The sequence below is a fragment of the Caulobacter sp. 602-1 genome, from assembly GCF_003931565.1.
In the GTDB taxonomy this organism is placed as follows: domain Bacteria; phylum Pseudomonadota; class Alphaproteobacteria; order Caulobacterales; family Caulobacteraceae; genus Caulobacter.
In genome coordinates this window covers 373,380-393,593 of the sequence record NZ_RRYI01000005.1, presented here as the reverse complement: position 1 = coordinate 393,593, position 20,214 = coordinate 373,380, and the positions used below count along the sequence as shown (strand labels likewise).

The 20,214-nt window shown below is 68.5% G+C and carries 17 protein-coding genes and 1 pseudogene; 6 read left to right on the top strand and 12 right to left on the bottom strand.

Annotated elements, in window-relative coordinates:
- Nucleotides 1-94: 94 nt before the first annotated feature.
- Both EIK80_RS17270 and EIK80_RS17265 read right to left on the bottom strand, forming a co-directional pair.
- Nucleotides 95-1,450: a HAMP domain-containing sensor histidine kinase gene (locus tag EIK80_RS17270; RefSeq protein WP_125158235.1), complete on the bottom strand. Its 1,356-nt coding sequence runs from the start codon at nucleotides 1,448-1,450 to the stop codon at nucleotides 95-97.
- A complete protein-coding gene (locus tag EIK80_RS17265) occupies nucleotides 1,450-2,103 on the bottom strand; it encodes a response regulator transcription factor (protein WP_125158292.1) in 654 nt (217 codons plus the stop codon). The genes EIK80_RS17270 and EIK80_RS17265 overlap by 1 nt, the downstream gene beginning before the upstream one ends.
- A 148-nt stretch (nucleotides 2,104-2,251) precedes the next feature.
- On the opposite strand from EIK80_RS17265, the gene EIK80_RS17260 reads away from it, so the two are divergent.
- The 6 genes from EIK80_RS17260 (at nucleotide 2,252) to EIK80_RS17235 (ending at nucleotide 9,680) form a co-directional block, all read left to right on the top strand.
- Complete coding sequence (locus tag EIK80_RS17260; protein ID WP_125158234.1) at nucleotides 2,252-3,289, top strand: efflux RND transporter periplasmic adaptor subunit; 1,038 nt, start codon at nucleotides 2,252-2,254, stop codon at nucleotides 3,287-3,289.
- 1 nt (nucleotide 3,290) lies between these two features.
- Nucleotides 3,291-6,371, top strand: coding sequence for an efflux RND transporter permease subunit (locus tag EIK80_RS17255; RefSeq protein ID WP_125158233.1), 3,081 nt, complete (start codon nucleotides 3,291-3,293; stop codon nucleotides 6,369-6,371).
- A gap of 2 nt (nucleotides 6,372-6,373) precedes the next feature.
- Complete coding sequence (locus EIK80_RS17250; protein WP_158624723.1) at nucleotides 6,374-7,630, top strand: TolC family protein; 1,257 nt, start codon at nucleotides 6,374-6,376, stop codon at nucleotides 7,628-7,630.
- Nucleotides 7,627-7,983: a hypothetical protein gene (locus EIK80_RS17245; protein ID WP_125158231.1), complete on the top strand. Its 357-nt coding sequence runs from the start codon at nucleotides 7,627-7,629 to the stop codon at nucleotides 7,981-7,983. The genes EIK80_RS17250 and EIK80_RS17245 overlap by 4 nt, the downstream gene beginning before the upstream one ends.
- 210 nt (nucleotides 7,984-8,193) lie before the next feature.
- Complete coding sequence (locus EIK80_RS17240; protein WP_125158230.1) at nucleotides 8,194-8,979, top strand: MipA/OmpV family protein; 786 nt, start codon at nucleotides 8,194-8,196, stop codon at nucleotides 8,977-8,979.
- Nucleotides 8,980-8,984: 5 nt separating this feature from the next.
- Nucleotides 8,985-9,680, top strand: coding sequence for a response regulator transcription factor (locus EIK80_RS17235; RefSeq protein WP_125158229.1), 696 nt, complete (start codon nucleotides 8,985-8,987; stop codon nucleotides 9,678-9,680).
- Here EIK80_RS17235 and EIK80_RS17230 read toward each other — a convergent pair.
- From EIK80_RS17230 to EIK80_RS17185, 10 genes and pseudogenes are all read right to left on the bottom strand, one after another.
- Nucleotides 9,632-10,741 carry a sensor histidine kinase KdpD gene (locus tag EIK80_RS17230; RefSeq protein ID WP_158624722.1) on the bottom strand — a complete coding sequence of 370 codons (1,110 nt, stop codon included), beginning with the start codon at nucleotides 10,739-10,741 and terminating at the stop codon, nucleotides 9,632-9,634. The genes EIK80_RS17235 and EIK80_RS17230 overlap by 49 nt on opposite strands.
- The gene (locus EIK80_RS17225; protein WP_125158227.1) at nucleotides 10,717-11,289 is read right to left on the bottom strand and encodes a phospholipid-binding protein MlaC; all 573 of its coding nucleotides are present in this window, start codon (nucleotides 11,287-11,289) and stop codon (nucleotides 10,717-10,719) included. The genes EIK80_RS17230 and EIK80_RS17225 overlap by 25 nt, the downstream gene beginning before the upstream one ends.
- A 6-nt stretch (nucleotides 11,290-11,295) precedes the next feature.
- Nucleotides 11,296-12,090: a VacJ family lipoprotein gene (locus EIK80_RS17220; RefSeq protein WP_125158226.1), complete on the bottom strand. Its 795-nt coding sequence runs from the start codon at nucleotides 12,088-12,090 to the stop codon at nucleotides 11,296-11,298.
- Between the two features lie 173 nt (nucleotides 12,091-12,263).
- A pseudogene (locus tag EIK80_RS17215) lies at nucleotides 12,264-12,738 on the bottom strand (IS3 family transposase); the annotation flags it as partial.
- 715 nt (nucleotides 12,739-13,453) lie between these two features.
- Nucleotides 13,454-14,599, bottom strand: a complete 1,146-nt coding sequence (locus EIK80_RS17210; protein WP_125158225.1) for a PepSY domain-containing protein — start codon at nucleotides 14,597-14,599, stop codon at nucleotides 13,454-13,456.
- Nucleotides 14,596-15,264, bottom strand: a complete 669-nt coding sequence (locus tag EIK80_RS17205) for an RraA family protein (RefSeq protein ID WP_125158224.1) — start codon at nucleotides 15,262-15,264, stop codon at nucleotides 14,596-14,598. Before EIK80_RS17205 ends, EIK80_RS17210 begins: the two co-directional genes overlap by 4 nt.
- Before the next feature lie 3 nt (nucleotides 15,265-15,267).
- Nucleotides 15,268-16,035: an ethanolamine ammonia-lyase subunit EutC gene (gene eutC, locus EIK80_RS17200; protein ID WP_125158223.1), complete on the bottom strand. Its 768-nt coding sequence runs from the start codon at nucleotides 16,033-16,035 to the stop codon at nucleotides 15,268-15,270.
- Nucleotides 16,032-17,420 carry an ethanolamine ammonia-lyase subunit EutB gene (locus tag EIK80_RS17195; RefSeq protein WP_125158222.1) on the bottom strand — a complete coding sequence of 463 codons (1,389 nt, stop codon included), beginning with the start codon at nucleotides 17,418-17,420 and terminating at the stop codon, nucleotides 16,032-16,034. Before EIK80_RS17195 ends, eutC begins: the two co-directional genes overlap by 4 nt.
- Before the next feature lie 4 nt (nucleotides 17,421-17,424).
- On the bottom strand, nucleotides 17,425-18,501 hold the full coding sequence (locus EIK80_RS17190) for an ABC transporter ATP-binding protein (protein ID WP_125158221.1): 1,077 nt from the start codon (nucleotides 18,499-18,501) through the stop codon (nucleotides 17,425-17,427).
- Nucleotides 18,494-20,206 (bottom strand): iron ABC transporter permease, encoded by a 1,713-nt coding sequence (locus tag EIK80_RS17185; RefSeq protein ID WP_125158220.1) that lies wholly within the window; start codon nucleotides 20,204-20,206, stop codon nucleotides 18,494-18,496. Before EIK80_RS17185 ends, EIK80_RS17190 begins: the two co-directional genes overlap by 8 nt.
- Nucleotides 20,207-20,214 lie beyond the last annotated feature (8 nt).

Sequence of the window (20,214 nt, the reverse complement as noted above, 5' to 3'; positions counted from 1 at the left end):
AAAGTCCAGGACTTTGACCACCAAATCTCACAGATGGCGGGATATCGCACACGCGGCACGCAGCCCTTGAGCGCGGACCGACGCCGGTCAAGGCCTAGGCGTCGATGGCCGGTAGGGTAAGGATCAAGCGCAGTCCGCCGAGCGGCGCGGCGTCCAGGGCGACATGTCCTCCATAGAGACCCACAAGGTCGCGGACGATCGACAGACCCAGGCCGTGCCCCGCGATGTGCTCGTCGAGCCGTTCCCCCAGGCCGAAGACGTGCTCATAGCTCTCGGGCGGCAAGCCGGGACCATCATCGTCGACAATGATCTCGGCGCTGTCGCCGTGGCGACGCACGGAGACGTCCACGCGCGTTCTGGCCCACTTGCCGGCGTTGTCGAGCACGTTGCCGAGAATCTCTCCAAGGTCCTGAGCGTCGACGGCGACACGCGCTTCGGCGTCATAGCCGACGCTGAACGCAACATCCCTTCGTCCGTGCAGGCGCGACATGGCGGCCATGACCGGTTCCAGGGTGGTCCGAATGTCGGCGGCCAGCCCGGGTGATCGCTTGAGCGCCGCGGCCCGGGCGCGTGCGATCTGATAATCGATCTGGCGTCGCATCCGCTCGCACTGCAGTTCGATGACATCGGCGGCCTCCCGCTGACCGGCGGCGGCCAGGCGTTCGGCCTCGTCCGTCAAAATGGCCAGCGGCGTCTTGAGCGCGTGGGCCAGATTGCCCGCCTGGGTGCGCGCGCGGCGCAGCATTTCCAGATTGCCTTCCAGCAGCGCGTTGAGATCCTTCGCCAGCGGGCGCACTTCGCTGGGAAGGTCCTCGGGCAGGCGGCTGGCCTGGCCCATTCGGACCGCCGACAGCGCGTGCCGCATGCGGGTGAGTGGACGCAGGCCAAACCAAACCTGCAGCATCGCCGCGACGATCAGGCCAGACGCGACGATCGCCAACGACAGGAAGAGGGTCCAGTTGAAACGTCCCAAGACCTCGTCGAGAAGACGCTGATCAACGCCAATGCCCAAGCGTAACGGAGGCCCGTGCGCCGCGGCGACCGAACGTTCGACCAAACGCAGGCGCCCCGAGGGTCCGGCGACAAAGACATGTCGTTCGACGCCGGTGTCCGGTGGCGGTCCCGTCAAAGGCAAGGTGCGTCCAGCCAGCGATGGCGACGCAATCGCCTGACCACCCGGAGCCTCGACCCGCCAGTAGAAGCCAGATTCCTTGGGCAGAAACCGAGGGTCGCTCAGCCGGCGGTGCAGGAAGAGCTTGCCGTCGGGCGCGACCCCGACCAGGACCGCCAGTTCGGCGGCGTGGCCGTGCAGTTCGTCGTCGAACTGCTGGGTCACATGCGCCTTGAAGAGCTCGGAGAGCAGGAAGCCGCTGACGGTAAGACCCGCGATGATCCAGAGGGCGGCGCCAACGATCAGACGGGTTCGAAAACTGGTCCAGAGCCGGCGCATCAGGAGAACTTGTATCCCAGACCCCGAATGGTGCGGATCGCATCCTTGCCCAGCTTCTTGCGCAAACGCGCAACATAGACCTCGATCGTATTCGACTCCCGCGTCTCGTCCAGACTGTAGACGTGATCGATCAGTTCGCCTTGCGACACGACGCGGCCGGCGCGGTGCATCAGATAGGCCAGCACCTTCAGCTCGCGGGCGGTCAGCTCGACGGCCTGGTCGCCCCGCTGGACGGTTCCCGCCTCGGGATCCAGCACGATGTCACCGCGTCGCATCACCGGCGACGAGCGCCCCGCCGAGCGCCGCGTCAAGGCTCGAAGACGCGCGACGACCTCGGCGTTCTGGAACGGCTTGCCCAGATAGTCGTCGGCGCCGGCGTTGAGGCCATTGACGCGGTCGGTCCAGGCGTCACGGGCCGTCAGCACCAGCACCGGCATGTCGCGGCCTTCGCAGCGCCATTGTTTTAACACTTCCAGGCCCGACAGGCGCGGCAAGCCAAGATCCAGCACCACCGCATCGAAGTCGTTGGTCTGGCCCAAGAGCAAGCCGGTCTCGCCATCGCCGGCGTGCTCAACGACGAAGCTCGCCTGCGCCAACGCCGCGGCGAGGCGGCGGGCGATTTCGGGATCATCCTCGACGAGCAGGACGCGAATGGCGCGACTCCCTTGGCTTGCGACGCTCAATAGCATCGGCAGCTGAAACGAACCTGACTAGGCGCTGTCAGGTTCGTTTCAGCTTCGCTTCAGGCGGGCTTCAGACTGACGGAGCATCAGGGGCCGGTTCAAGCCTCCCGAGGAACCGATGCCCCCCGCCCGCCCCATGCTCGCCGCCGCGCTCGCCCTCGCCTTCTCGACCACGCCGGCGCTCGCCGCGGCCCTCTTGACCTTGAGCGTGGCGCAGGAAAAGGCCATGGGCATTGTCCTGGCCACCGCCAAGCCGGCGTCGGGCGCGCCCTTGGCCGCCCTGCCCGGCGCGGTCACCCCGCCGTTGAACGACCGCCGCGTGGTGGCCGCGCCGTTCGCCGGCACGGTGGTGCGAGTCCACGTGCTCGAGGGCCAGTCCGTCAAGGCGGGCGCGGCGCTGGCGACCCTGTTCAGCCGCGAGGCGCTGTCGGTGTCCTCCGAACTCGTCCAGAGCCAAGCCCAACTTCGGGCCGCCGAGGCGGCCGCACGTCGGCTCCAGCAGCTCGCGAGCGAAGGCGTGATCGCCGGCGCTCGCGCCGAGGAAGCCCAGGCCCGCCTCGCCCAGGCTCGAGCCATGGTCAATGAGCGTCGCCGTCTTTTATCCGGCGCCGGCACGGCCGGCGGCGAATACGTCCTACGCGCGCCCGCCGCCGGACGCGTGGCCGCCATCACCGCCCAGCCCGGTGGCGGCCTGGAGGCCATGGCCCCCGCCGTGACGCTGGATCGCGCCGACCGCCTTTGGGTCGAGGCGCGGGTCTCGCCCGAGATCGCCCGCAAGCTGAAGGTCGGCTATCCGGTGCGGGTCGGCGACACCGCCGGTCGCATCGTCGCCCTGGGCGCCAGCATCGACCCGAGGACCCGGTCCCTGCCCTTACGGGCGGAGCTGGCTTCGACCGCTAGCCTGACGCCCGGCCAGACCGTCAGCATCACGCTCTTGAGTCCCGCGCCGGCCGGCGCTCAGGCCATTCCGCGCAGCGCGCTGGTGCGAGACAGCGCCGGCGCGCGCGTCTTCGTCAAGACCGGCGCCGGCTATGAAGCGCGATCGGTCGGGGTGGTGGGCGCGGCGGGCGCCGAAGCGGTCGTAACCGGACTTCCAAACGGCGCGCGCGTCGCGGCCTCGGGCGCGTCGCAGTTGAAGTCGGCGCTGGGGCGGTAGGATGCGTAAACTCATCGCCTTCGCGCTCTCGCAGCGCCTGCTGGCCGCCATACTGGCGATCGCCCTGGTCGGCCTGGGGATCAACGCATTCCTGAAATTGCCCGTCGACGCCTTTCCCGACATCTCGCCCACCCAGGTCAAGATCATCCTGAAGGCGCCGGGCATGACGCCCGAGGAGGTCGAGAGCCAGGTCATCACGCCGCTGGAGATGGAGCTGCTGGGCATCCCCAAGCAGGCCATGCTGCGGTCGACGGCCAAGTACGCCATCGCCGACCTGACGATCGACTTCGCACCCGGCACGGACGTCTACTGGGCCCGCCAGCAGACGGCCGAACGCCTGTCCAACGCCATGGGCGCCCTACCCGCTGGCGTCAGTGGCGGCCTATCGCCGATTTCCACGCCCCTGTCCGACATCTTCATGTTCACCCTGGAAGGCGAAGGGCTGACGCTCGAACAGAAGCGGACCCTGCTGGACTGGACCATTCGTCCGGCCCTGCGCGGCCTGCCCGGTGTCGCTGACGTCAATGTGTTGGGCGGTCACGCCAGGACCTTCGAGGTCTCGCCCGATCCCGCCGCCCTGGCCGCCTCCGGTCTGACCGCCCAGGCGATCGTCGACGCGATCCCCGCCTCCAACCGCAACGATGGTTCTGGACGGCTTGGCGAGGGCGAGGAAGCCCTCGTCGTACGCGTAGCCGGCGCGATCACCAGTCTCGATGATCTGCGCGACACGGCCGTGCCATTGCCGGGCGGCGGGACGGTGCGGCTTGGCGATCTGGCCGAGGTCAGCGAAGGGGCCCTGACCCGCTATGGCGCCGTCACCCAGGACGGCCGGGGCGAGGCAGCCGAGGCCATCGTCATCGCCCTGCGCGGCGCAGACGCCAAGGCCGTGGTCAAGGCGGTCGAGGCGCGCCTGGCGGAAATCCAGCCTTCACTGCCGCACGGCGTGAAGATCCATCCGTTTTACAATCGCTCCGACCTGATCGAACGCGCAACCGGAACGGTCAACGAGGCCCTGGTCGAGGCCACCGTCTTGGTGGTGATCCTTCTGCTCCTGTTCCTCGGCGACCTGCGGGCCGCGACGGTCGTGGCGGTGACCCTGCCGCTGGCGGCGCTGACCACTTTCCTGCTGATGCGGACCTTCGGCCTTTCGGCCAATCTGATGAGCCTGGGCGGCCTGGCCATCGCTATCGGCATGCTGGTCGACGCCGCCGTCGTCGTGGTCGAGAACACCGTAGAGCGGCTCGACAATCCCAGCCTCACCGGCTCGCGACGTCTGCATGTGATCTACGAGGCCGTCGCCGAGGTCGCCGCGCCGGTCACCTCGGGCGTGCTGATCATCTGCTTGGTCTTCCTGCCGTTGCTCAGTCTGCAGGGCCTGGAGGGCAAGCTGTTCGCGCCGGTGGCCCTGACGATCGTCTTCGCCCTGGGCTCGTCGCTCCTGCTGTCGTTCACGGTGATTCCGGTCCTGGCCTCGCTGCTCTTGAAGGCCCACCCGCACAAAGAGTCCTGGATCATGCGCAGGATCGGTCCGTTCTACGAGCGGCAGCTGGCCCGCGCCCTCGCCCGCCCAAAGCCCGTCTTCGCGGCGGCGGGCGGCGGCATGGTCCTGGCGGCGATCGCCTATGTCCTGATCGGCAAGAGCTTCATGCCGACCATGGATGAGGGCGCGATCCTGATGCAGCTGGCCAAGCTGCCCTCGATCAACCTCGAGACCAGCGCCAGGCAGGACATGGCCGTGCAGCGCGCGATCCTTGCGAAGACGCCTGAAGTGAAGCGGATCGTCGCCCGTGTCGGCTCCGACGAGCTGGGCCTCGACCCGATGGGCCTGAACGAGACCGACAGCTTCCTTGTCCTGGCCGATCGCAAGGAGTGGCGCAAGAAGGACAAGGCTTGGCTGATCGAGGAGATCCGCAAGGTCGCCGCCCAGTTCCCGGGGGTGGAGGCCACCTTCACCCAGCCGATCGAGATGCGGGTCTCGGAAATGCTCACTGGCAGCCGCGGCGACCTGGCCGTCAAGGTCTTCGGACCAGACCTTCAGACGCTGGGCGATCTGGCTGGCCGGATCGAGGAAACGCTGAAGAAGACCCGGGGGGCTTCCGATGTCTACTCCGTCGCGGGCGACAGCGTGACCTATCTGCAGCTCGACATCGACCGCGCCGCGGCCGTGCGGGCCGGCCTGTCGGCCCAGGCGTTGCAACAAGAACTCCGCGCTCAGCTGGAGGGCGCGCCGGCCGGCGTGGTGTTCGAGCCTGGCAAGCGTACGCCGATCCTGGTGCGCGGCCCGCATGCGCTGCGGGAAGATCCGGTGCTCTTCGAACAGGCCCAGATCGCCACGCCTGACGGCGGCGTGCTGCGGGCCGGCGACGTCGCCCGCATCGCCCGTCGCCAGGGGCCGGTGAAGATCGATCGCGAGAACGCTTCGCGCTTCGCCGTCATCCAGGCCTATGTCCAAGGCCGCGACCTGGTCGGTTTCGTCAAGGAAGCCCAGGCCAATGTCGCCCGCGACGTGCCCCTGCCGCCGGGCTATCGCATCGCCTGGGGCGGTCAGTTCGAAAACCAGAAGCGCGCGGCCGCCCGTCTCGGCGTCGTGGTGCCCATGGCGCTGGGCCTGATCTTCCTGGTCCTGTTCATCAGCCTGAAGTCCACGCGGCAGTCGCTGTTGATCCTGGCCAACATCCCCTTCGCGATGATCGGCGGTATCGTAGCCCTGTGGGTCTCCGGCGAATATCTGTCGGTGCCTGCCTCGGTGGGCCTGATCGCCCTGCTCGGCATCGCGGTTCTCAATGGCCTGGTGCTGGTCTCGCACTTCAACGAGCTGGTCCAGCGGGGGCGCGACGTCGCCACCGCCGTCACCGAGGGCGCCCGCCGACGCCTGCGCCCGGTGTTGATGACCGCCAGCATCACCGCGCTGGGCCTCGCGCCGCTGCTCACCGCCACCGGCCCCGGCTCGGAAATCCAGCGACCGCTCGCCATCGTCGTGGTCGGCGGTCTCATCACCTCGACCCTGCTGACCCTGATCCTGCTGCCCATCCTCTATCGCCGGTTCGGCGTCGAGCGCGGGGCCGCGGTGCTGGAGGCCTGACCGTGAACGCCCCTCTCCTCCTGGCCGCCGCCCTGGCCCTGTCGTCCTCGGCGAGCGCCGCCGACACCGGTTGGAGTCGCCCGAACTTCCTGCCCAGCGACGCGCACATCCTTTTGGCGCTGGAGGCCGCGCCCGAACTCGGAGAAGCCCAGGCCGTGCTGCGCGGCGCGGAGGCCGAACAGCGCGGCTTGGCCGCCGGTCCCTATGAGACCTTGCTGGGCGTCTCCAGCGACCGTCGGCGTATCCGAGGCGAAGGCCAGTACACCGAATGGTCGCTACAGGCGAGCCGCGCGATCCGGGTTCCCGGCAAGCGCGCCCTGGACCTGAACGCCGGCGCGGCCGGCGCCCTGGCCGCCCGCGACGGTGTCGACGACGCCCGCCACCAAGCTTCCCTGCGTCTGGCGGGCCTGTGGATCGAGTGGCTGGAGGCCGAGGCGCGCATCCTGGTCGACCGCGACGAGATAGCGGTCGAAGAGCGGGAAGTCGCGGCCCTGCTCCGGCGAGTCGAGTTGAAGGACGCCTCGCTGCTGGAGTTGGACTTGGCGCAGGCCGCCCTGGCCCGCGCGGAGGCGGCTCTGGCCGAAACCCTTGGCCGCGCCGAGGCGGCGCGATCGGCGCTGGACATGCTCTACCCCGGCCTGGCCCCGGCGCGCGCCCCGGTGCTGGTCGAGCCCGTCGCCCCCACCCGGCCGCTCGACGCCTGGATCCCCGTCATCGTCGCGCGCAGTCACGAGATCACCATCGCCAAGGCTCTGGCCGACCGCGCCGCCGCCCTGGCGCGCCGCGCCAAGCTCGACCAGCGCCCCGATCCCACCCTCGGCCTTCGAGTGTTCAACGAGCGCGGGGGGAGCGAGACGGGCGCCGGCTTGACGCTCAGCATTCCGTTCGGAAGCGGCGGGCGATCCGCCACGGCCGAGCGCCAAGCCGCGTCGGCTTCCGCGGCCGAAGCGCGCTATCGCATGGTGGTGCGCGACGTCGAAGCCGAAGGACGCAACGACGTGGCCAAGGCCCGCGCCGGTCTTTTGGGTTGGGCGCGCGTGAACGAAGCGACCGCCGCCGCCGCCCAGGCCGCCGATCGTGTCCAGCGCGCCTACGCGCTGGGGGAGCGTGACCTCACCGATCTTCTGTCCGCTCGCCGACAACTGTTCGACGCTCGGCGGGCGGAAGTCGCCGCCCGGGCGGCCGCTCAAGCCGCCTTGCTGCGTCTGGCTCTGGACGCCCACGAACTCTGGTTGTCCGAAGAGAAGGAACCAAGATGACGGCGGTGATCGGCCTCGCCATCGCGCTGGCCATTTCCCCGCCATCGCCGCGCGGCGGAACAATCGTCGGCGATCTTGGGACCGGCGCGTTCACCTTGAGCGACCTCCGCATCGAAAGCCGGCCCGACCAAGGCGACGCCATACGAGGTTGGCTGTGCCGCAGGCGGCCGGCCCCAGCCATACGCCAGCTATCGGTCTTGGCGCGGAGCGGCGACGGCGAACCGATTTGGAGCGGTGTGGTCGCCGCGCCGCGCTTTGACCCTGGCAGGGCGCGTCAGTGCCGGGCGTTGCGTATCGATCTACCGCCCGACATCGCGTCCAACACCGCGCAATGGACACTACGCCAACGGTGACTTGGCTCCATCGGCATCGCTCATGGGACAGGCCAACGTCCCGCAAGAGGTAGTCGCCGCCGTTGGCGCCTGTGGACGCGCCAAAAAGCGATCTAGAAGACGGAGGACCTGCCGCCCCTCGCGCAAAGCGTGCGACTGAAAGCTCCATGTAAGCTTGAGCTCGCATAGCCCGACCGCCGCACGAAAGCGGACTTGTCGGACCTGAGTAAGATGAAGCTCCCCCTTCTGACCCTTTGCCTGATCCTTCCGGCGGCCAGCGCCGCGCGCGCCCAGGATGGCGATGGCTTGCGCCTGTCCCTGGGCGCGGCCGGCGTCTATCGCCCCGAGTTCAAGGGCTCAAAGGACTATGAGTTCAAGCCCCTGCCCTTCGTCGCCCTGCGCTATGGCCGAGGCGATTATTACGTGGCGCTGGAAGGCCCCTCGCTGCGCGTCAATCTCGTGCCTGGCGGGTTTCTGGAAGCTGGCCCGGTGATCGCCTATGAACGCGGCCGCGACGATGACATCAAGAACCTGACCGTGCGCCGTCTGGGCGAGATCGACGCCGCCGTGAACGCCGGCGTGTTCATCCGCAAGCGCTTCGACGTCGGGCAGGACGGCTTGGCGGTCGGAATCGAGGCCCTGACCGACACCGGCAAGGTCCACGAAGGCAAGCTGGCGCGCTTCGAGGTCGCTTACGACCGTCAATTGACCGACCGCTGGAGCCTGGGTGTGGACGCTTCGGCGACCTGGGCCGACCGCAAGTACACGCGCACCTATTACGGCGTCTCGGCGACCGAGGCTGCGGCCAGCGGCTTGACGCCCTACGCCGCCAAGGCCGGGGTTGAGTCCGTGGATGTCGGCGCCAGCCTGCGTTACCAGATCAGCGATCGCTGGAGCGCCCTGGCGCGGGGCGGTTATAGCCGGCTCGTTGACAGTGCGGCCGACAGCCCCATAGTCGCCCGCGAAGGCTCCGCCAATCAGGGCCAACTCGTCTTCGCCCTCCTGTACAGCTTCTGACAACCATGCGCGTCCTGCTGATCGAGGACAATGTTCGGCTTGGCGAAGCGACCACCCGGTCGCTGGTCAAGGCCGGCTTCACGGTCGACCTCTTCGACACGCTGGAAGACGGCTGGCACGCCTGGCGTAGCGTGACCTACGACGTGGTGATCCTCGACATCATGCTGGGTCGCGAAAACGGGCTGGACCTCCTGGCCCAGGCCCGCGCCGCCGGCCTGCGCACGCCGGTCCTGATGCTGACCGCCCTGGGCAGCATCGACCAGCGGGTTCAGGGGCTGGAGCGCGGCGCCGACGACTATCTGATCAAGCCCTTCGCCATCGAAGAACTGGTGGCGCGTCTGCGCGCGCTGGGACGTCGACCGGATCTGACGGCAGACGTCCTGCGCTACGGCGATATTGAGTACGACCAGGGCGCGCGGGAGATCTGCGTCGGCGAAGCGCGCCTGCCGCTGTCGCGGGGCGAAAGCATCGTGCTGGAACGCTTCCTGCGCCATCCCGACCGTGTTGTGACTAAGGCTCAGCTGGGCGACAGCCTGCACAGCCTGGACCAGGACTACACCGACAACTCCATCCAGGTGCACGTCCATCGCGTGCGCCGGAAGATGGCCGAGCTGGGCGCCGACGTGACGATCCGCGCGCTTCGGGGCCTGGGCTACATGGCCGTCCGGTTACCGCCCGCAGGAACCGGTCCGACCGACTGATCGCCGCGATGGCCTTGCGGCCGGAAGTCGAGCTCGAAACACGCGCCGCGCTCGACGGAAGCCAACCGCGCCGCGCCGCCGTGCCGCTCCATGATCTGGCGCACGATCGACAGGCCCAGGCCAGCGCCAGCCCCGCTCGGATTCCCGCGATTGAAGCGTTCGAACACCCGGTCCCGGATCTGGGCCGGCACGCCGGGCCCATCGTCGCTGACCCGCACCACGCCGTCGGCGGTGACCGCCACGAGGATCTCCGCGCCGGGGGGCGTATGGCGGACGGCGTTCTCAAGCAGATTGCGCAGAGCCGTCTCCACAAGCCCGACCTGGCCGTCGAGCGAAAGCGCCTGGACCGCGCTGTCGAAGCTGAGCGTCCGACCGCTGGACAGGATGAAGCTGGCCATATCGCTGGCCACGTCTTGCGACAGCGCGACAAGGTCGAAGCGCGTATCGGCGCCCAAGGCGCCGCCCTCGGCCTCGGCCAATGCGAGGAGCTGGGCGATCAGTCGCCCCAGCCGCTCGAACTCCTCGCTGGCCGCCTGGCGCTCGCCCGGCTCGAGCAGGCTCTCGACCTGGGCCCGCAGCGTCGCCAGCGGTGTGCGGAGCTCGTGGGCGGCGTTGGCCGAGAAATCCCGCTGCGCGCGCAAGCCGGTCTCCAGCCGATCGAGAGCGGCGTTGAAGGCCTCGACCAGCGGGGCGACCTCGCGCGGCGCACTCTCGACCGGCAGGCGGGCGTCTATGGTCGCGGGACCGATGTCGCCGGCCAGCCTCGACAGGCGCCGCAGAGGCCGAAGGCCGATGTGCAGGGTCAGATAGACGCCGACCATCATCAGGCTCACCAGCAGCAGGATCTCCGTCGCGCTATCGGTGATCTCAACCCATAGGCGCGCGGGCCGCATGCGCTGCAACAGCGACATGGCGTGCTCTTCGGGCGTGTCGCCGTTAGCCATGGCGAACAGGATCGTGGCGGCGACCGCCAGCAGGACCAGCGGCACGAGCATCCGCATCAGCGACGGGCCGCCCAGTGTTCGATGTAGACGCATCAAGACCCGGCGCGGCATCGACATGTTTCCCCCTTGCGCTGGCGTCCCCTCGACCGGTGCGCGTCGACCAGCCAAATCCCGCGGTACTCCAGGTCGATCAACCGCCATCCGCCCACCGATCGCAAGACGCGCCAGGACATCTGGATCGGCGCGAAGGCCCGGGCGTCCCGGATCGTGAAGCGGACAACGGCCTCGTCAAGCTTGGCAGCGGTCGATCCCAGCAGGGTGAAATCCTCGGCCGACCCGCTCCGCAGGCGGCCGTCATAGGCGCGCCCGACATAGGAGGCGAGCGCCGCTGCGAAGCGCTGCCTCCGCGCTGGGGTCAGCCGGCAAGCTCGATCGCCCAGGAGCAGATCCGTGACGCGTCCGACGTCTGCTACGCGCCCCAGGGCCGAAGCGAAAGCCGCCGCCCGCCTGGGCGGACTCAAAGTCGCATCAGCCATGATGCGCAAAAGATCCCGTACGACTTCGGATACGAAGACTTCGGCGTCCTGCTGGCCGACGAGGACCGGCCATGGCGCGGGCAGCGCGCATTCCATGAGAACGCGCCAAGGACTGAAGCGATAGGTCATGCGCGTTCAGGGCTCGATCTTGGCCGCGTCGAAGTCTGGCAGCACCTGGGCGCCGCCGCGAGCCTGACGAACCATATCCGCTCGATTCTGCAGGTAGGCGGACCGCATCATCGCATAGGGATCCGCCGCGTCGTCCAGGGCGCGAAGAAAGCCGTCGGCGTTGGCGCGTCCGTCGAGCATGGTGGCGCCAGAGCGGATGGGGCCGAACATTTTCGGACCGCCAGCCGTCGCCATGGCGACGGGATCAGTCATCATGTCGACCAACTGGCCGACGCCGTCTCGCAAGGTGGTCGGCCCCATCAGCGGCAGGACCAGATAGCGCCCCGAACCGGCGCCGTAACGTCCCAGGGTCTGGCCGAAATCACCCTGGTGGCCTTCCAGGCCCAGCTTGCCGCCGACGTCGAACAGGCCAAGCCCCCCGACCGTCGTGTTGATCAGAAAGCGCGAGGCCGTCACGCCGGCCGCGCGCGGGCGGCCCTGGGCCAGATCGTTGATGGCGGTGCGCGGCTCGGCCAGGTTGGCCACGAACGAGGACACGCGGCCGCGAACGACACGCGGCGTCACCTTCATGTACCCCCGTCCGATCGGCCCGATCAGGACGCGGTCGAGGCCCTGATTGAATTTGAAGGTCTTTCGGTTCAGCCCTTCCCATGGATCGTGTGCGAGGGGACCGACTTCCCGCGTCAATTCAAGCGGGCGTTCAGGGAGGGCTTTCGCCAGAGCGTGGTGGGGCGCGGCGTATGCCAAGGTCAGGCTGGCGATTAAGCCCAGGCGACGGGCGGCGGAGAACGACTTGGTCATGACGTTGGGCTCCAGGAAGGACGCCCAGCCCTATGGCCGCCGTAGCTTGCCTGAAGCTTTCTGTGTGAGACGTCCCATCCGCAGTGTGCGGGATGGCGCCATGAACTGACGTTGACGCGCCTCCACGAACTGTGATCCTCCCTAGAGAAAGTGGACGGGGTTAAGCCGCTCTGCGTTCGGCCTCGGCGGGGCAGCGCGGCCGGGCCGCGCAGTCCGGCGCGGCGACCATGGCCGCGCAGGACGGCATGGACGCGCGGGGCGCCATAGGTCCCGCAGCTCTCGGCATGGATCAGGCGGATGTCCTCGATCAGCGCGCGATTGGCCGCCGCCCGCCGGCTCTCGGGCCTGACGCGCCAGGCGTAGTCGCCGCTGGCTGACAGACCCAGGATCCGACACATCATCCGAACCGGCCAGGCGCCGCGGTGCTCATCGACGAACCCGAACTTCATCGGGAGGCCGCTCCGAAGATGAGCGCGGCTTTTTTAGGATGTCGCGCTCCATCCGCAGATGGTCGTTCTCACGACGCAGCCGGGCGTTCTCTGAGGCCAGATCAGACGGCGACGGGGCCGGCGCTTGCGTGGGGGGCCGCCGCGCCGACCCCGTCGCCCTCGCCCCGTACTGCATCATCCATCGTCGTAGGACCGTCTCGGTGTCCACTCAAACGAGGGAGGATCATGGAATCTTTGGTCTTCAGAGCATCTCGAAGACAAGCGAGCTACGGTCAAGCTTACCTTCGCAAGCGCAATACGCTGCAGCCGTTCAGAAGGCTTTCGAACCGCCTATTTATCCTTACCGTTCAAGCCCTTAGAAACCTCAAAACCTCAGGAGAAGCCGGTGGCGCGCCCTGTTAGACAGCCAAGAGAACTACGCGTTCACAATTCAAATCGAACCGTATTATCGAGCTGATAAAGGGAAAGAACGTGGTCAGCGCCGGCCGAAGGCGAGCAGTGAGTTTGAGCCAAATTAAGCCGCCGCGGGGAGCGCGGTGTTCACAAGTTTTGCTGGCGGTCCTGCTGCCTCCTACTGCCGCCGCGCTCGATCTTCACATGCGCCGTCATCACAAGGACAACGGTTGCGGCCTTCTACACATCGGCTGGCAGATCGATTTCTCCAAGCGGCGGAACTGCCAGCCTTTGCTCAGCTGAAACCGTGGCGGCGCTGGCAAGCCTTCGCCCTCATCGGTGAGGTTTTGCCAAGACTCATTGTCTTTCTCGTCGCCATCGCCACGCCCCTCTTAAAGCGCTTCGGCGACCGACGCGACGCCTCCGAACGTCCGCTTGCCGGCAAGGCACCGACAGTGGATCCCCCCCGGGCGACAACCGCTAGGTCCGCTTCGCGCCAACTTCCGCCCCACAAGCCGACATTATAATCTGTCCAGAAAAAGGATCTTCAGGACGAGGTGCTCATTCTCGGGAGTTGTGCCTTCCGCAAACCTAGCCTTGTTCCGACGCCCCAGGACACCGCGCCGGACCAGCCAGATCCATAGACCCAAGCCATAAAGCGCCGGCAAGGAAAGACCCGCGGCCGCCACGAGAACCATGCCGATCAGACCCGCCACGCCGCCATAGTGGATCGGTAGCACCAGATCCGAAAGTCGCGCGGCGAGCGGCGCGTTCAACGGATCGTATATCTTGGCGGTGCGGCCCGTTCGGGCGTCGACCTCGACTATGGTGCGCCCCGAACGGCGCCGGGCCTCGGTGGGCTGGGTCAGCCGCACGGCGTAAACGCCGCGCGGTTGGGCGGGAAACTGCAGACTGGAAAAGACAGCTTCCGGGAAACGGGCGTGAGCGATCTCATAGGCTCTCTGAGGCCCGATCGGCGGCGCGGTCAGCACTGCGGGAACGGCGCGTGAGGGGTTGAGGCCAAGGATCGCCATGTAGACGCCCGTGCCGGCGATGATCACCAAGGGACCTGCGGCGAGGAGACCGACCGCGCGATGCCAACCGTATCGGCGCTGGGCCGGATTACGCCATCGCGCCACGTCGAAGCTGACACGCCACTTGCCCGGTCGAGGCCAGCCGAGCCACGCGCCTATCAGAACGCCAGTGATCAGGAAGGCGCCCGAGGCGGCGATCAGACCGGCTCCGCCTTGGCTCAACAAGGCGCGCTCATGGATGGAGCGCACCCAGCCCCAACCCGTCGCCGGCGCGGCCACACCGGGCGCGCTCGCCGTCACCGCGATGACCTTGGCGCTTTCGGCGTCGAGGCGGACGAACCTTCGCTTCCCGCCAACATCGAGATAGTCCGCGTTGACGACGCCGACCGCGCGATCCGGTAGGGCCAGTCGACTGATCGGCGCGCCGGCCGCCGCCTGGGCCGCGTCGGTCAACTGGTCCAGCGAAGCCAGACGCGCGGTCGAGAACGGACGACGCGCCAGACGTTCGAGCTGTGGCTGGAAGACCAGCAACGCGCCCGTCAGGCCCTGCATCGCCCAGAGCGCCCCGATCACCAGTCCGGCCCAGCGATGCGCGAGCACCGCCACACCGCGCGGATTGAGCGTCCCGCTCATCGCGACGCCAGGGCTTGAGCGATCAGGCGGTTGGCGCCCGAAATGTCCGCCAGCGCTTCGCCCGCCTTCAGGCGCGCCAGCACCGCAAGTTCATCCTGCTGCATCTGTATCGCATGGCGGGCCAGAGCCTCGACGCGGTCGGGCTCGAGCACCACGACACCGCTTTCATCAGCCAGGATGGCGTCGCCGGGATTGACCGCCACGCCCCCCACCGACACCGGCGCGTTCATCGCGCTCTCCAGGCTGAGGAACTTGGTGGTCAGGGGCGTGGGGCCTCTGCACCAGACCGGCATTTCGGCGCGGCGGATTTCCCCGAAGTCGGTGGCGGGGCCATCGATCACCACGGCGGCGATCCCTGCCAGCCTGGCGGCGTTGGTGGTCACCCCGCCCCAGCAGGCGTGACGGGTGTCGCCGCAACGGTCGATCACCAGCACATCGCCGGGCCGCGCCGTGCTGACGGCGTGGTGCAGCAGGGTCGAGTCCGCGGCCGGAATCCGCACCGTCACCGCCGTACCCGCCACGCGCGGCCCCTCCCACACCGCGCGGATCGCCGGATCGACGAAGCCGTGGTGCAGCACATGCCCCAGGGTGGCGGTCTCGACCTGCTCCAGCAGAGCGATCAGGTCGGCGGGGATCTGCGGCGGCATGGGATTGATCGTGAACATGACTCAGGCCCCCAGGGCGCGGTTTGGGACGTCGGCGGCCAGCGCCGGATCGAAATCGTCTTTCAGCCCGACCCCCGTCAGGGCGCGGGCGCGAGCCTGACGCAGCAGCCAGGCGAGCTTGGCGGCGGCGACCTCGTAGGACAGGCCCCGTGGCGGGCGGATGTTGGAGACGCAGTTGCGCTCACTGTCGGCTCGCCCTGATCGCGGCCCCCAGGTGAGGTAGGCGCCCAGGCTGTCGGGCGAGCTGAGGCCGGGTCGCTCGCCGATCAGCATCAGCGACATAGCCGCGCCCAGGTTCTCGCCGATCTCGTCGCCCAGGGCCACGCGCGCGTGCCGGGCCAGGACGATCGGGGCGATCCGCCAGCCAACAAGTTGCTCGCGCAGCGCCACGACGACGGCGGGCGCATGGGCCTGGACGGCCCGAGCCGACAGGCCGTCGCCGATGACGATGACCAGGTCGTGGCCTTGCTCCGTCGCCCGCAGCCGCTCGACGGAGCCCGCGTCCAGGCAGCGTCCCAGGCCGGGTCGTTGCAGGTAGGTCGCGCGGCTGTCGGCGCAGCTGGACGCGGCGATGGTCGGCTCTCCGGCCAAGGCGCCGGCCAGGGCGGCCGCGTCCATCGGCGCGTGAACGGCGTCTCGGGCCAGGGCGTGATCGCTCTGGAAGGCCAACATCGCGGCTGTCGGCAGGCCCGCGCCCGCCCGCCCCAGGCCGATCCGCGCGTCGGTGGCGGCGCGCAGGCGGGAGAGCAAGGATCCGGGAGCGGGAGTCACGCCAGCACCCTCGGCAGCGACAGGATCGACCCGACCTGGTCCAACGCGGTTGAACGTACCCCGCCTCGCGCGTCCAGCAGGCCGATCTGGTCGAGCCAGGCGGCGAACTCCGGCGCCGGCCGCAGGTTCAGGACCTGACGCAGATAGAGCGCGTCATGGAAGCTGGTGGACTGATAGTTGAGCATGATGTCGTCGGCGCCGGGCACTCCGATGACGAAGTTGACGCCGGCCACCCCCAGCAGGGTCAGCAGGTCGTCCATGTCGTCCTGGTCGGCCTCGGCATGGTTGGTGTAGCAAACGTCCACGCCCATCGGCAGGCCCAGCAGCTTGCCACAGAAGTGATCCTCCAGACCCGCCCGGATGATCTGCTTGCCGTCGTAGAGATATTCGGGGCCGATGAAGCCGACCACGGTGTTGACCAGCAGCGGCGAGAACGCCCGCGCCACGGCATAGGCCCGGGTTTCCATGGTCTGCTGGTCGGCGCCGTGATGGGCGTCGGCCGACAGGGCCGCGCCCTGCCCGGTCTCGAAGTACATGACGTCCTGGCCGACGGTCCCGCGGTTCAGCGACAGGGCCGCCTCACGTCCCTCGCGCAGCACCGCCAGATCGACGCCAAAGCCGCTGTTGGCCTTCTGGCTGCCGGCGATCGACTGGAACACCAGGTCCACCGGCGCGCCGCGCTCGATCGCCGCTATGGTATTGGTGATGTGGGTCAGGATGCAGCTTTGGGTCGGGATCGCATAGGCCTGGCGCAGGTCGTCGATCAGCCGCAGCAGGGTCGTGGCGCCCGCAACGCTGTCGGTGGCCGGATTGACCCCGATCACCGCGTCGCCGCTGCCCATCAGCAGGCCGTCGAGGATGATCGCCGCGACGCCGGCCGGATCGTCCGTGGGGTGGTTGGGCTGAAGGCGCACGGCCAGGGTGCCAGCCTGGCCCAGGGTGTTGCGAAAGCGGGTGACCACCTGGATCTTGCGCGCGACCGCGATCAGGTCCTGGTTGCGCATCAGCTTGCAGACGCCCGCGACCATCTCCGGCGTCAGGCCCGGCGACAGCCGCGCCAGGGCCTGGCCGTCGGCCGCGTCGCTGAGCAGCCAGTCGCGGAAATCGCCGACCGTCAGGTGGGAGATCGGCGCGAAGGCCGCCGCATCGTGCCCGTCGATGATCAGCCGGGTGACCTCGTCGTCCTCGTAGGGAACGATGGCGTCGGTCAGGAAGGCCTTCAACGGCAGGTCCGCCAGCGCCCGCCGGGCCGCCACCCGCGTCGCGGCGTCGGGGGCGGCGACGCCGGCCAGGGCGTCGCCCGATCGAAACGGCGACGCGGCCGCCAGCAGGGTCTTCAGGTCGTCGAACCGATAGCGCGTGCCGCCCAGGTCGATCGTCGGCATGGGCCTAGCGCGCGATCAGCAGGGTATCGCGCGGCTCGAACGCCGCGAAGACTGGTCCCGGCTCGAGCACCTCCTCGACCTCGGCGACCAGGGTGTGGCCGCTGATCTCCAGGCCGTAAGCGTGCCGCGCGCCCAGATAGGTGCGATCGGTGATCGCGCCGGCCAGCACGTTGAGGCCACGATCGCTCGGACGCTGCCGCGAAAGTCGGATGTGCTGGGGCCTGACCGTGACGATCCCGTCGTCGGCGCCGGCCGAGGCGGCGGCGACCGCGCGCAGAGCGACCCCCGCCTCGGTCATGACCGGCGTGATCTCATCCACAGTGGCGCCCGTCCGCCGCACCGGCAGGAAGTTGCTGGCCCCGATGAAGTCGGCCACGAAGGTGTTGGTCGGTCGCCGATAGATGGTCTCGGGGCTGTCGAGCTGGACGATCCGCCCCTTGTTCATCACCGCGATGCGGTCGCTCAGCGCCAGTGCCTCCTCCTGGTCGTGGGTGACGTAGATCGTCGTCAGGCCCAGCTGGCGCTGCAATGATTTGAGCCAGCCGCGGGCCTTGATCCGCAGCTTGGCGTCCAGGTTGGACAGCGGCTCGTCCAGCAGCAGCAGGGTTGGCCGGAAGACCAGGGTTCGGGCCAGGGCCACGCGCTGCTGCTGGCCGCCGGACAGTTCGTGCGGAAAGCGCCCGCCGTACTCGCCCATATCGACCAGCGACAGGGCCTCGGCGATGCGGGGCGCCTGCTCGGCCTTGCTAACGCCCCGCAGCTTCAGCGGAAAGGCCAGGTTCTGGGCGACCGTCATGTGCGGCCAGAGGGCGTAGGACTGGAAGACGAGGCCCAGGTTGCGGCGCTCGGGCGGCACATCGACCTTGCCCGCGCCGTCGAAGAAGGTCTGACCGCCCACCCGGATGACGCCGCCCGAGGGCGTGTCGAGGCCGGCGATGGCGAACAGGGTCGTCGATTTACCGCAACCCGAGGGGCCCAGCAGAGTCAGGAACTCACCCTGCGCCACATGTAGGTTGACGTCGTGCAGGGCGGTGACGTCGCCAAACCGCTTGGAGAGTTTCTCGACGAAAACATCAGACATCGCGGTGCGTCCTTGTGCTGAGGCGCGCGGCCGTCACGAAGAGGAAGGTGATGAGAAGCTGGATGACCGACAGGGCGGCGACCGCGCCGCTGTTGCCGTTGGCCCAGAACGACAACATGGTCGTGCCGATGATCTCGGCCCCCGGCGCGAACAGGAACACCGCCGAGGCGTACTCCTTGAGCATGCCGAGGAAGAGCAGGGTGAAGGCCGAGAACAGGGCCGGCTTCATCAGCGGCAGAACGATCCGGGTCGAGACCGTCCACCAGCTGGCGCCGACCGACCGCGCGCTCTGGTCCAGCTCCTTGCCGATCTGCATCATGGCCGGCGCCATGGCGCCATAGGCCGTGGGCATGCCGCGCATGGCGAAGGCGATCATCAGGATCCAGATCGTGCCTTGCAGCAGGCTGGCGCCGGGGATCAGCAGCATCGCCCAGAAGAAGCCGATGCCGGCCACCACGCCAGGCATGGCGCGCGGATAGAGGGCGACATATTCCAGCTGCCGCCGGAACGGGAAGCTGGAGCGCTGCACGACCAGGGCCAGCAGGGCCACGAAGGCCGTGGCCCCGACGCCACCGACGAAGGCGATGATGACGCTGTTGGTGATCGAGCGGATATAGGCCGGGTACTTGGCCAGGATCGCGAAGTTGTCGAAGGTCAGCAGCTCGAACGGCGACAGCAGCGGCGTCAGGAAGGTGGTGAAGGCCCGCAGGACGATGCCGATCAGCGGGATCAGCAGGGCCAGAACCAGATAGAGCCACAGCGCCGCCGCGATCGGCGGGCCGGCCTTGCCCAGATCGGCGACCTTGGGCCGCTGGGCCTTGCCCTTCACGGTGACGAAGCGCCCGGCCTTGCTCAGCAACAGGCCTTGCAGGACCAGCAGCCCCGAGACGATGGCCAGCAGCAGGGCCGCCGCCGCGCCAACCAGGCCATAGTCGGGGGTGATCGCGCCCAGGCCCCGGCTGAACAGGAAGGTCGTGAAGAACTCCAGGCCGGCGGGGCGTCCAAACACCAGCGGCACAGCCAGCATCTCCAGCGAGCCGATGAACACCAGCAAGGCGCTGTAGATGATCGCCGGACGCATCAGCGGCAGCGAGATCGACCACAGCACACGCAAGGCTCCGGCGCTCATGCTGCGTCCGGCGTCCTCCAGCGTGGCGTCGGCCATCCGCGCCGAGCTAGAGCAGAACAGGTAGACCAGCGGCGCCTGGGTGACGCCCGCGATGATGGCCATGCCGGGGATCGAGTACATGTCCCAGGGCGGCACCCCGATCAGGCGCTCGCCCAGCAGGGTGATGTAACCCGACGGGCCGTAGATGATGTACCAGGCGAAGGCCGTCACCAGCTGCGAGATGTACATCGGCCACAGCACCAGCGGACGCAGCCAGCGGCGGCCCGGCAGGTTGGTGCGCTCGATGAACAGGGCGAAGGCCACGCCCGCCGCGCAGGCGACCACCGTCGTCAGGGCGGCCAGCTGGAACGAATTGGCCAGCACGTCGTGGAAGTCGGGGTCGCCGAACAGCCGCGAATAGTTGTGCAGGGTCAGGGCTCCGGTCTCGTACAGCGGCTTGTCGAGGAACGATTGCCAGAGGATCGGGCCGAGGGGCGCGGCGACCAGGATGACGGTGACGATCGCCGTCGCCCACTGGATCAGCAAGGCGTGCGACAGTGGCGAGAGACCATCGAGAAGCTTGGCGGAAGCGGGCATGGAGGCTC

Coding starts and splice junctions, on each gene's coding strand:
- EIK80_RS17245 (WP_125158231.1), top strand. CDS start 7,627: ATGACGGCGGTGATCGGCCTCGCCATCGCGCTGGCCATTTCCCCGCCA.
- EIK80_RS17195 (WP_125158222.1), bottom strand. CDS start 17,420: ATGCCGACGATCGACCTGGGCGGCACGCGCTATCGGTTCGACGACCTG.
- EIK80_RS17210 (WP_125158225.1), bottom strand. CDS start 14,599: ATGAGCGGGACGCTCAATCCGCGCGGTGTGGCGGTGCTCGCGCATCGC.
- EIK80_RS17260 (WP_125158234.1), top strand. CDS start 2,252: ATGCCCCCCGCCCGCCCCATGCTCGCCGCCGCGCTCGCCCTCGCCTTC.
- EIK80_RS17225 (WP_125158227.1), bottom strand. CDS start 11,289: ATGACCTATCGCTTCAGTCCTTGGCGCGTTCTCATGGAATGCGCGCTG.
- EIK80_RS17230 (WP_158624722.1), bottom strand. CDS start 10,741: ATGTCGATGCCGCGCCGGGTCTTGATGCGTCTACATCGAACACTGGGC.
- EIK80_RS17255 (WP_125158233.1), top strand. CDS start 3,291: ATGCGTAAACTCATCGCCTTCGCGCTCTCGCAGCGCCTGCTGGCCGCC.
- EIK80_RS17185 (WP_125158220.1), bottom strand. CDS start 20,206: ATGCCCGCTTCCGCCAAGCTTCTCGATGGTCTCTCGCCACTGTCGCAC.
- EIK80_RS17220 (WP_125158226.1), bottom strand. CDS start 12,090: ATGACCAAGTCGTTCTCCGCCGCCCGTCGCCTGGGCTTAATCGCCAGC.
- EIK80_RS17205 (WP_125158224.1), bottom strand. CDS start 15,264: ATGTTCACGATCAATCCCATGCCGCCGCAGATCCCCGCCGACCTGATC.
- EIK80_RS17240 (WP_125158230.1), top strand. CDS start 8,194: ATGAAGCTCCCCCTTCTGACCCTTTGCCTGATCCTTCCGGCGGCCAGC.
- EIK80_RS17235 (WP_125158229.1), top strand. CDS start 8,985: ATGCGCGTCCTGCTGATCGAGGACAATGTTCGGCTTGGCGAAGCGACC.
- EIK80_RS17270 (WP_125158235.1), bottom strand. CDS start 1,450: ATGCGCCGGCTCTGGACCAGTTTTCGAACCCGTCTGATCGTTGGCGCC.
- EIK80_RS17190 (WP_125158221.1), bottom strand. CDS start 18,501: ATGTCTGATGTTTTCGTCGAGAAACTCTCCAAGCGGTTTGGCGACGTC.